Genomic DNA, 9,822 nt, shown 5'->3' with positions numbered 1-9,822 from the left:
GGTTGGTGTTGCCCCTCCTAAACCTATCGCGTCCTCTTTTTGTTCTCTCCCAACCCTTGCTTTGTTCACCCTGTGCGCCCTTTCTTTTGCACCCCCCCCCACGCCGCATCCCAAGGGCCCGCCGTCAGTAATCCTTGAGCACCAGGGCATTCGCCGCTTCAGTGAGTGGTCGCATGGCCGCCTTCATCAGCCGGTCCCGGAATGGGAGATAAGGCAGCACCCGCATCGACTGGATCTGCTTCCACTGCCGGAACCTCGTCTGATTCTTCTGGTTCATCGTTGCCAGAGCTTGGTTCTTGAGCACGAACGGCCGCATTTCCCTTTCGTACGAAGCGAAAGCGGCGCGGTGGTCAGCGGATGAAGCCAGCGAACCGGCGAGCACGTAGGCACCGACGAGCGCCAAACTGGTGCCCTGCCCCGAAAGTGGCGACGGACCGAAGCCAGCGTCGCCGACCAAGGCGACCCGCCCTTCGCTGAACCGGTCCATCCGGATCTGGGTCATGGAGTCGAAGTACAGCTCGCTCGACCCCATTTCCCGAAGCAGCCGCGGTACTTCCCAGCCCTGGCCCGCGAACCGGTCGGCGATCAGTTTTCGTTGCTGCTCAAGGTCGTGCCGGTCGAAGTCGAGCTCCGGCGACTGGAAGCCGAGCATCGCCCGCGCTTCCGTGTTCTTTCGCGCGCTGTACAGCCCGGCCAGTTTCCCCGGCGTCATGTGGAAGGTCTGCCAGCGGTCCAGATCGAGGAAGTTCGGCACGGTGAACACCGCGAGATAGGTGTCCAGGTAGTGCGAAAACTGTTTCTCCGCCCCGAAAACCATCGATCGCACCGCCGAGTGCTGCCCGTCCGCGCCGACGACGAGGTCGAAGTCCCTGGCCTCTCCGTGGGCGAAGGCGACCCGGACGCCGTCGGTGCGCTGCGCGATCCCGGTGATCCAGTTCCCGTAGACGTACTCGACACCCTCCTGAGCGGCCGAAGCCAGTGTGTCGGTGAGGTCGTCCCGCAGGACCTCGACGTCCTCGCTGTCGGTGAGCCCGCCGGTCAGCGTGTGGTCGGTGACCTTCACGAGGGTCTTGCCGTCGCCGTTCACGAACGACATCCCGCGCATGTCCGTCCGTAGCTCCCGTAGCCGCTCGAGCACCCCCATCCGGTCGACGACACCGAGCGCCGTCCCGCGGATGTCGACCGCGTGCCCGCCGACCCGGGGCGCGGGTGCCCGCTCGACGACCGTCGGCGCGAAACCGTGACGGCGCAGCCAGTACGCCAGCGTCGTGCCGGCGATACCCGCGCCCGAAATCAGGACCTTCCGCATTCCCACTCCTCGTGTACGGCGTTTTGAAGCACTGCGTACAACGTATGGACACGGCGGCGGTCGCCCAGGAAAACTGCCAGAAAACCTCCAGTGCACTAGTGCGATCTGGCTAGTGCGCCCGATAGAGTGGAGCAAGGTGCACTATGGCAAGGAGCCGACCATGACCGAGCCGCCCTACCTGCGGATCGCCGCCGAGATCCGGCGCCGGATCACCTCCGGTGAGCTTCGCGAGGGCGACAAGGTCCCGTCGACCCGCCGGATCATCGCCGAGTGGGGCGTCGCGATGGCGACCGCGACAAAGGTGCTCGCCACGCTCAAACGGGACGGCTTGGTCGTCGCCAAACCCGGCGTGGGCACGGTCGTCGCGAGCCGCACCCGGAAGACCGCGCCGAGGACCGAGGCGGAGCTGTCACGCGAGCGAGTGGTGAAGGCGGCGATCCGGATCGCCGACGCCGAGGGCATCCGCGCGCTCTCGATGCGCCGCGTCGCCTCCGGTCTCGGCGTCGCGACGATGGCGCTTTATCGCCATGTCACCGCGAAGGAGGAGCTGATCCTCGAAATGGCGGACCTGGCCCTCGGCGAAATCCGCTTCCCGCCCGAACCGCCACCCGGCTGGCGGGCTCAGCTGGAGCTGCTGGCGAGGGCGCAATGGGCCTTGTTCCGGCGGCATCCCTGGCTCGCGCAGGCGCTCTCGATCACCCGCCCGCAGCCGCTGCCGAACCTGCTCGCCCACGCGGATTGGGCGACCCGCGCGCTCGACGGTCACGGCCTCCCGCCGTCGACGATCATGTACGCGCACATCACGATCTTCAACCACGTACGCGGTATCGCCCTCAGCTTCGAGGCGGAGGCCGACGCCGAATCCGGCACGGCGGTCTCGGCCGACGCGTGGCTCGCGGAGAACGAGCCGATCCTCTGGGATCTGGTCTCCGGCGGCCGTTTCCCGAACTTCGCCGGTGTCGTCTCGCGCGCCCCGTTCGACTACGACCTCGACACGCTCTTCGAGTTCGGCCTGCAACGGCTCCTCGACGGCTACGCGGTTCTCCTCGCGAAGGCGAGCTAGCCTCACCTCATGTCCTTCCCTGGCCCCGCCGCACGTTCCGACGTCCCGCCGTTCCATGTCATGGACGTCCTTTCGGCCGCGCAGGCCCGGCAGCGCAGTCACGGCGACCTGGTCCCGTTGCTCGCCGGGCAGCCGTCCGCGCCCGCGCCGCGACCGGTGCTCGAAGCCGCGCAACGGGCGCTGAAGGACCACAACCTCGGCTACACCGAGCAGCTCGGCATCCCGGAGCTGCGCGAGGCCGTCGCGGAGCACTACAACCGCACGTACCCGGTCGACGTGAGCCCGCAGGACGTCATCATGACCACCGGTTCCTCCGGCGGCTTCCTGCTTTCGTTCCTCAGCGCGTTCGAGGCGGGCGACCGCGTCGCGATGGCGCGTCCCGGCTATCCGGCCTACCGCAACCTGCTGAAAGTGCTCGGCTGCGAGGTCGTCGAGTTCGCCACCGGGGCGGGCACGAACTTCCAGCCGACCGTCGCGCTGCTCGACGAATTGGGGCCGATCAAGGGACTCATCGTGGCCAGCCCGAGCAATCCGACCGGCACCGTCCTGCCGCCGGGTGAACTGGCGGCGATCAGCGGCTGGTGCGCGTCACGCGGCGTGCAATTGATCAGCGACGAGATCTACCACGGGATCTCCTACGGCGCCGGGCTCGATTGTGCCTGGCAGTACGGCAACGAGGCACTCGTCCTCGGCTCGTTCTCCAAGTACTTCGCCATGACCGGCTGGCGGCTCGGCTGGATGCTCGCGCCGCAGCGGCTGCATCGCGCGATCGACGTCCTGACCGGCAATTTCACCATCTGCCCGCCCGCGGTCTCCCAGCATGCCGCGGTCGCCGCGTTCACCCCGGAGGCGTACGCGGAGGCCGACGGTCACGTCGAGCGCTACCGGGCCAACCGCGACGTGCTCTTCGACGGCCTCAAGGGAATCGGCATCGACAAGCTCGCGCCTGCCGAAGGCGCCTTCTACGCCTACGCCGACGTCTCCGCGTACACGAACGACAGTCTCAGCTGGTGCCAGCGGCTTCTCGCCGACACCGGCGTCGCGATCGCCCCCGGGATCGACTTCGACCCGGTCGACGGCGGCCGGTTCGTGCGGTTCTCCTTCGCGGGTTCTCGCGAGGACATCGACGAAGGGGTCCGCAGGCTGGGCGACTGGCTCGGTCAGGGGGAACCCGGAAATCACCCTGAACGTTAGGCGTATTGAAGGCGCTCGCGAGCTCCGCCTGACAACCTGGACTCACCGGGCCCGTTCGGGCACGGCGAGGCAATCGGAGGATGCCATGTTCTGGAAGATCGTCGGCGGGCTGATCCTGGCTTGGGTGGCCTTCATGGTGCTCGGATCCGTGCTCGGTTTCCTCGTGAAGGCCGTCTTTTGGATCGCCGTCATCGGCGGCGCGGTCTTCCTCGGCACGGCCGCGTACGGCGCCATCAAGGGCAAGGGCACCCCGAAGCAGCTCCGCCGCTAGGGCTTGCGCGCCACCCCGCCGAGCGACGTGAAGTTCACGGGCGAAAGCGGGGTGAAGCGCGGGCCGTCCGGCCACCACAGGTGCGGGTACGTCAGCCCGGGCTCCATGAGATCGAGTCCTTCGAAGAACGACTCGATCTCGTCACGCGTGCGGTACAGCGTGTCCAGCCCCGTGCCGTCGAAGCGTTTCTCGAGTGCGGTCGCGACGTCGGCTGATTCAGAGCCATCGGCCGGGTTGTGCTGGTGCAGCAGCGCGACGAACGAGCCGGGGGCCAGCGCATCGACGTAGGCGCGGACGATCTTCCGTGCCTCGTCGAGGTCCTGGATGTGGTGGATGATCGCGCACAGGACCAGCCCGACCGGCCGGTCGAAGTCCAGCCGGTGGGTGCGGGCGAGTTCCTCGACGACCTCGGCGGGCTCGGTCAGGTCGGCGGCTACCATATGGGCGAAGTCGTTCGCCGCGAGCAGCGCGCGGCCGTGCGCCTGCACCACCGGATCCCGGTCGATGTAGACGACCTGTGCCTCGGGGTTGTACCGCTGCGCGACCTGGTGCGTGTTGTCCATGCTCGGGAAACCGGAGCCGAGATCGAGGAACTGGTCGATACCTTCCCGGTCGGTCAGGTAGCGCACGGTCCGCACCAGCCAGTGCCGGACCTCCTTGGCCATCGCCCGCGCGTCCGGCGAGATCTCCAGGATCTGGCGCAACGCCACCCTGTCGGCCTCGTAGTTGTCCTGGCCGCCCATGAGCGCGTCGAAGACCCTCGCGATGCTCGGCCGGTCGAAATCGACGGGCACGAACGGGCGCTGGTCCGCTGACATGGGCACCTACCGGGGTAACTCGGTTTGGACGCGTTCAGCGTAGGTCATCCGCTTCACCGCGCGTAAGCGGATGAGCGGTGAGGGTGAATTATTCCTCCGAAGAGCCGAAGGCGGATTTCGCCGTGGTCACGCCGACCCAGCGTTCGGCCTTCATCCCCACCGCCCGTGCACCGTCCACATTGGACTGACGATCGTCGAAGAACAGGCAGTCGCCCGGTTCGGCGCCGAGTTCGGCGAGCAGGATCCGATAGATCTTCGCGTCGGGCTTCATGCAGCCGAGGTCGCCGGAGAAGAGCTTCACGCGGAACAGCTTCGCCCACTCCTGCTCGCGCACCCAGCTGCCGAAGGTGGACGACGCGTTCGAGAGCAGCGCGAGCGCCGCGCCGGCTTCGTGCAGCCCTTCCAGCAGTTCGAGCACGTCCGGTTCGAGATGCGTCCAGCCCTCGACGTCGATGCGGGTCAGTTCGTCGGCGAACGCCTTGTCGACCGGGACGTCCAGCGCGCGGCCGACGCTCTGCCAGTACTCGAGGTCCGAGCCGCCGGAGTCGTACCGGACCCGCTCGGCCCAGTAGTGCGGCTCGAAGGCGGCGACGTCGAGGTCGAAGGCCTTGGCCAGGGTCGGCAGCGCGTCGGTGTGCTCGCTGATGACGTCGCCGTAGTCGAAGACGATCCAGTTCATGTTCAGCCCCCGGTCTTGATGCGTTGAAGGGTTTCCTCGATGTCCGCCGCCGAAAGGTCCCGGTGCGCCACGAACCGGATCCGGCCCGAACTCGGCAGCGTCAGGATCCCGAGCCCGGCCAGCCACGCCAGCCGTCCTTCGAGGTCGGGGGCGGTGACCTGCACGATGTTGGTCTCGGGAGCATTGACCTCCCAGCCGTGCTCGGCGAGCCCGGCCGCGAGCCGGGTCGCGTTCTCGTGCGTCTCGGCGAGGTCGCCGATGCGGTCCAGCGCGACCATGCAGGCGGCGGCCAGCACGCCTGCCTGGCGGACGCCGCCGCCGAGCATCTGGCGCATCCGCCGTGCCTTCTCGACGAACTCCTCGCTGCCGGCCACCACCGAACCGACGGGCGCGCCGAGCCCCTTGGAGAAGCAGGCGGACACGGTGTCGACGCCGACCGTGAGCGCCGCGGGCGGGACCTCCAGCGCGACCGAGGCGTGCCAGATGCGGGCGCCGTCGAGGTGCACGGTCAGCCCGGCCTCCTTCGCCACCGCGACCAGCTGTGCGTGCTCGTCCGGCGGGGTGACCGCGCCGCCCGCCGTGTTGTGCGTGTTCTCCAGGCACAACAGCGGGGTGCGCAGCGCGTAGTACGGCCCGCGCGGGACCCCGATCGCGGCCGAAAGCGTCTCCGGCGTCGGCCGTCCCGGCCCGGCGTCGTGCTCCAGCGGCTCCGGCATACCGCCCGCGAGCCAGGCGGCGGAACCGAGCTCGTCGGTGATGACGTGCGAGCCGCGTGGCGCGAGGAACCGGTCGCCGCGCTGGAGATGGATGCTCAGCGCGATCAGGTTCGCCATGGTCCCGGACGGGGTCCAGAGCGCGGCGGGCATGCCGAGGAGTTTCGCGGCGCGCTGTTCCAGTGCGCCGACGGTCGGATCGCCGTCGAGGACGTTGTCGCCGACCTCGGCCTTCGCCATGGCCTGGCGCATGACGTCGTCCGGCCGGGTCACGGTGTCGGAGCGGAAATCGATCTGCGGGAGAGAGCGCGAGGTCACGGTACGATCACATCACATCGACGGGCCCGCGGTGAATCTCCTCCCCGGCTGGTCCGCCGCGCCCGCTCATGCAACCGTGGACGCCCCCGGTTCCGTCCTACCCACCGACGAGGCAAGAGCGGAGACAAAAACCGCGTGAACCAGCGCGACGAACAAGAGTTCGCGGAGTACTTCGCCGCGAAGCGGGACTCCGTGCGCAGGACCGCGTACATGCTCTGCGGTGACTGGCATCGTGCGGACGATCTCGCGCAGACGGCGTTCGTCGCGTTGCACCGGAGGTGGAAGAAGATCAGAGAACGGGCGGCGACCGACGCCTATATGCGGAAGACGCTGGTCAGGGCGGCCATCGACGAGTCGAGGCGGCCGTGGCGGCGGGAGTGGCAGACCGAAGAGCTGCCCGAACCGCCGCAGGACGGCTTCGACCTCGGCGAACAGGTCGTCACCAGGGAAGACCTGCTGGCCGCGTTGCGCGAAGTGCCCCCGAAGCAGCGAGCCGTGCTCGTGCTGAGGTTCTTCGAGGGGCTGGACGTCGGTGCGGCGGCGAAGGCGCTCGGCTGCAGCGAAGGGAACGTGAAGAGCCAGACCGCGCGCGGGCTGGCGAACCTCAGGCAGGTCATGGAGAAGGAGGAGGTGGCACGGGATGGACGAGAATGATCTGAAGGCGTTGTTCCGTGACGCCCCCGGCGAAGCGCCGTCGCCGACCTTCGACACCGCCGACGTGGTCCGCGCGTCGAAACGCGCCACTGCCCGACGCCGAAACGGTATCGCGGTGGCCTGTAGTGCGGTGGTTTTGGTGCTGGCCGGAGTGGGCATGTTCGGCGTGCTCGGCGGAACCGACTTCGAACTGGGGACCGCGGCCAAATCCGATCAGGAAGCGGTGTCCGCGGGGCAACCCGGGGCGGCGTCCGCACGTCCTCAGGACGGGGAGTCCTCGAACTTCTCGAACCCGCCGCCTCAGCAGGGGGGCGGCGGATCAGAGAAGACCGGCCCATTGGTGGCCGAAGGCACCTACGGGTGCGACCAGGTGGACCGGGAGCTCGCCACCGCCCTCGCTGGCGAGCTCCCGGTCCCCGTGGATGTCGCCAAGTCGACGCCCGGCGACATCTGTACGACGGGAGCCAGGTCGGCGGGGTTCCAGGTGCCGGGCGGCACGGTCTCCGCGGCGGTGTATCCGGCGGGTTCGTCCGTCCCGGCGATGCCGACCGGAGCGGCCGAGGCGCGGCGGACCACCGCCAAGGGGTCGCTCGTGGTCGTGGTGAGCCTCGGTGACGGCTCCGGCAGGCCCGCGCTTCCCGAGTCCGACGTCGACAGGCTGGTCGGCGTGCTCGCCGCCCGCTATTAACCGAGCTGGCAAAATAGCCCGTCATGACCGCCGCAGCGACCACACCGAAGGGTGAGCGACGCCGTGCCGAGCTGATCGAGGCCGCCTCGTCGCTCCTGGCCGAGGGCGGTTTCGACGCCGTGCGGCATCGTGCGGTCGCCGAACGGGCCGGTCTGCCGCTCGCCTCGACGACGTACTACTTCGACTCGCTCGAAGAACTGGTCACCGCCGCGGTCGAGCATCACGCGAAAGTGGAGCTGGAGGACGGGCGGCAGCGTCTGGATGAGCTGGCGACCCGCAACCGCGGTGTCGAGGCCACCGTCGACCTGGTGCTGGACATGCTCCTCGGCCCGCTCCGCCCGGATCGCGAGGCCGACGCCGAAGCGGTCCTCCTGCGCTACGAACGCCTCGTCGGGACAGGGCGTCGTCCGTACCTTCGTCCCCTGATGCGGACGCTGTCGGCCCAGTTGTACGAGCTGCTCCACGAGATCTTCGCGCGCTCCGGCACTCCTGTGGACGCCACCGAACTGGAGCGCCTCGTCGCCCTGGTCGACGGTGCCGTGGTCAACGCGCTGATCGAGGTCGACCCGGAGCCGAGGGCCGCCGCCGCGCGCATGCTCCAGGCGGCGCTCGCCTAGCGCCGGTTAGTCTGGCCGCGTGACGGACAAGCCCCGCATCCCCAACGTGCTCGCCGGCCGCTACGCCTCGCCTGAGCTGGTCGAACTGTGGTCCCCGGAACGCAAGGTCGTGCTGGAGCGCGAGCTCTGGCTCGCCGTGCTCCGCGCGCAGGCCGACCTCGGCGTCGAGGTGCCGGACGGTGTCGTCGCCGACTACGAACGCGTCCTGGAGCAGGTCGACCTCGATTCGATCGCCGCGCGCGAGCGGGTCACCCGGCACGATGTGAAGGCCCGCATCGAGGAGTTCAACGCGCTCGCCGGACACGAGCACGTCCACAAGGGCATGACGTCGCGGGACCTCACCGAGAACGTCGAGCAACTGCAGGTGCTGCGTTCGCTGGAGCTGGTGCGCGGCCGCGTCGGCGCGGTGCTGGCCCGGCTCACCGCGATCGCGGTCGAGCACGCCGACACGGTGATGGCCGGTCGTTCGCACAACGTCGCCGCGCAGGCGACGACCCTGGGCAAGCGGTTCGCGACCGCCGCCGACGAACTGCTGGTCGCCTTCGACCGGCTCGAAAACCTCATCGGCCGCTACCCGCTGCGCGGGATCAAGGGCCCGGTCGGCACCGCGCAGGACATGCTCGACCTGCTCGGCGACGAGTCCACTTTGGACGAACTGGAGTCCCGCGTCGCGGCCCACCTCGGCTTCGAGAACGTGTTCACCAGCGTCGGCCAGGTGTACCCGCGTTCGCTCGACTTCGACGTGCTGTCCACCGTCGTCCAGCTCGCGGCCGCCCCGTCGAGCCTCGCGAAGACGATCCGCCTGATGGCGGGCCACGAGCTGGTCACCGAAGGCTTCAAGCCGGGCCAGGTCGGCTCGTCGGCCATGCCGCACAAGATGAACACCCGGTCGTGCGAGCGCGTCAACGGGCTCGCCGTGGTGCTGCGCGGCTACCTGTCGATGATCGGCGAGCTCGCCGGCGACCAGTGGAACGAAGGCGACGTGTCCGATTCCGTCGTCCGCCGGGTCGCGCTGCCCGACGCGTTCTTCGCGCTCGACGGTCTGCTGGAGACCTTCCTCACGGTGCTGGCCGAGTTCGGCGCCTTCCCGGCGGTCATCGGACGTGAGCTCGATCGCTATCTGCCGTTCCTCGCGACCACCAAGGTGCTCATGGCCTCGGTCCGCGCGGGGGTCGGGCGTGAAACCGCTCACGAGGCGATCAAGGAGAACGCCGTCGGCGTCGCGCTCGCGATGCGCGAGCAGGGGCTGGCAGAGAACGACCTCCTCGACCGGCTCGCCGCCGACGAACGGATCCCGCTCGACCGCGGTGAGCTGGACAAACTCCTCGCCGACCGCATCTCGTTCACCGGGGTCGCACCGCGCCAGGTGGCCGCGATCGCGTCCCGCGTCGAGGGCATTCTGGAGCGTTTCCCGGAAGCGGCGAACTACTCGCCGGCACCGATCCTCTGACCGCGCGTGAAGGCCCCCTTCCCTCGGCTCAACCGAGGGAAGGGGGCC

The 9,822-nt window shown here is 68.9% G+C and carries 11 protein-coding genes; 7 read left to right on the top strand and 4 right to left on the bottom strand.

Annotation, left to right across the window (positions count from 1 at the left end; genetic code table 11):
* Nucleotides 1-124: 124 nt before the first annotated feature.
* Nucleotides 125-1,309, bottom strand: coding sequence for an FAD-dependent monooxygenase (locus tag ACFWIW_RS00055; protein WP_378366377.1), 1,185 nt, complete (start codon nucleotides 1,307-1,309; stop codon nucleotides 125-127).
* Between the two features lie 160 nt (nucleotides 1,310-1,469).
* On the opposite strand from ACFWIW_RS00055, the gene ACFWIW_RS00050 reads away from it, so the two are divergent.
* The 3 genes from ACFWIW_RS00050 (at nucleotide 1,470) to ACFWIW_RS00040 (ending at nucleotide 3,837) form a co-directional block, all read left to right on the top strand.
* A complete protein-coding gene (locus ACFWIW_RS00050; RefSeq protein WP_378366376.1) occupies nucleotides 1,470-2,372 on the top strand; it encodes a TetR/AcrR family transcriptional regulator C-terminal domain-containing protein in 903 nt (300 codons plus the stop codon).
* A 9-nt stretch (nucleotides 2,373-2,381) separates the two neighbouring features.
* Nucleotides 2,382-3,566, top strand: a complete 1,185-nt coding sequence (locus tag ACFWIW_RS00045) for a pyridoxal phosphate-dependent aminotransferase (protein ID WP_378366375.1) — start codon at nucleotides 2,382-2,384, stop codon at nucleotides 3,564-3,566.
* 85 nt (nucleotides 3,567-3,651) lie between these two features.
* A complete protein-coding gene (locus ACFWIW_RS00040) occupies nucleotides 3,652-3,837 on the top strand; it encodes a hypothetical protein (RefSeq protein WP_007032516.1) in 186 nt (61 codons plus the stop codon).
* Here ACFWIW_RS00040 and ACFWIW_RS00035 read toward each other — a convergent pair.
* The 3 genes from ACFWIW_RS00035 to ACFWIW_RS00025 form a co-directional block, all read right to left on the bottom strand.
* Entirely contained in the window at nucleotides 3,834-4,655 is an 822-nt protein-coding gene (locus ACFWIW_RS00035) for an SAM-dependent methyltransferase (RefSeq protein WP_378366374.1), read from the bottom strand. The two genes, ACFWIW_RS00040 and ACFWIW_RS00035, sit on opposite strands and share 4 nt — an antisense overlap.
* Before the next feature lie 88 nt (nucleotides 4,656-4,743).
* Nucleotides 4,744-5,334, bottom strand: coding sequence for an HAD family hydrolase (locus tag ACFWIW_RS00030; RefSeq protein ID WP_378366373.1), 591 nt, complete (start codon nucleotides 5,332-5,334; stop codon nucleotides 4,744-4,746).
* A gap of 2 nt (nucleotides 5,335-5,336) precedes the next feature.
* Complete coding sequence (locus ACFWIW_RS00025) at nucleotides 5,337-6,365, bottom strand: threonine aldolase family protein (protein WP_378366372.1); 1,029 nt, start codon at nucleotides 6,363-6,365, stop codon at nucleotides 5,337-5,339.
* Between the two features lie 135 nt (nucleotides 6,366-6,500).
* Here ACFWIW_RS00025 and ACFWIW_RS00020 point away from each other — a divergent pair, with 135 nt between their 5' ends.
* From ACFWIW_RS00020 to purB, 4 genes are read left to right on the top strand one after another with little or no spacing between them, the layout of a single operon-like run.
* The gene (locus tag ACFWIW_RS00020) at nucleotides 6,501-7,019 is read left to right on the top strand and encodes a SigE family RNA polymerase sigma factor (RefSeq protein ID WP_378366371.1); all 519 of its coding nucleotides are present in this window, start codon (nucleotides 6,501-6,503) and stop codon (nucleotides 7,017-7,019) included.
* Nucleotides 7,006-7,707, top strand: coding sequence for a hypothetical protein (locus tag ACFWIW_RS00015; protein ID WP_378366370.1), 702 nt, complete (start codon nucleotides 7,006-7,008; stop codon nucleotides 7,705-7,707). Before ACFWIW_RS00020 ends, ACFWIW_RS00015 begins: the two co-directional genes overlap by 14 nt.
* A 23-nt stretch (nucleotides 7,708-7,730) precedes the next feature.
* Nucleotides 7,731-8,324 (top strand): TetR/AcrR family transcriptional regulator, encoded by a 594-nt coding sequence (locus tag ACFWIW_RS00010; RefSeq protein WP_037334651.1) that lies wholly within the window; start codon nucleotides 7,731-7,733, stop codon nucleotides 8,322-8,324.
* A 19-nt stretch (nucleotides 8,325-8,343) separates the two neighbouring features.
* Entirely contained in the window at nucleotides 8,344-9,774 is a 1,431-nt protein-coding gene (gene purB, locus ACFWIW_RS00005) for an adenylosuccinate lyase (protein ID WP_219147244.1), read from the top strand.
* Nucleotides 9,775-9,822: the final 48 nt, after the last annotated feature.

It is taken from the genome of Amycolatopsis sp. NPDC058340, from assembly GCF_042723975.1.
GTDB lineage: Bacteria > Actinomycetota > Actinomycetes > Mycobacteriales > Pseudonocardiaceae > Amycolatopsis.
Note: the sequence above shows the minus strand (reverse complement) of the source record. Positions and strands in the feature narration are given on the sequence as shown.

Coding starts and splice junctions, on each gene's coding strand:
- ACFWIW_RS00055 (WP_378366377.1), bottom strand. CDS start 1,309: ATGCGGAAGGTCCTGATTTCGGGCGCGGGTATCGCCGGCACGACGCTG.
- ACFWIW_RS00050 (WP_378366376.1), top strand. CDS start 1,470: ATGACCGAGCCGCCCTACCTGCGGATCGCCGCCGAGATCCGGCGCCGG.
- ACFWIW_RS00045 (WP_378366375.1), top strand. CDS start 2,382: ATGTCCTTCCCTGGCCCCGCCGCACGTTCCGACGTCCCGCCGTTCCAT.
- ACFWIW_RS00040 (WP_007032516.1), top strand. CDS start 3,652: ATGTTCTGGAAGATCGTCGGCGGGCTGATCCTGGCTTGGGTGGCCTTC.
- ACFWIW_RS00035 (WP_378366374.1), bottom strand. CDS start 4,655: ATGTCAGCGGACCAGCGCCCGTTCGTGCCCGTCGATTTCGACCGGCCG.
- ACFWIW_RS00030 (WP_378366373.1), bottom strand. CDS start 5,334: ATGAACTGGATCGTCTTCGACTACGGCGACGTCATCAGCGAGCACACC.
- ACFWIW_RS00015 (WP_378366370.1), top strand. CDS start 7,006: ATGGACGAGAATGATCTGAAGGCGTTGTTCCGTGACGCCCCCGGCGAA.
- ACFWIW_RS00010 (WP_037334651.1), top strand. CDS start 7,731: ATGACCGCCGCAGCGACCACACCGAAGGGTGAGCGACGCCGTGCCGAG.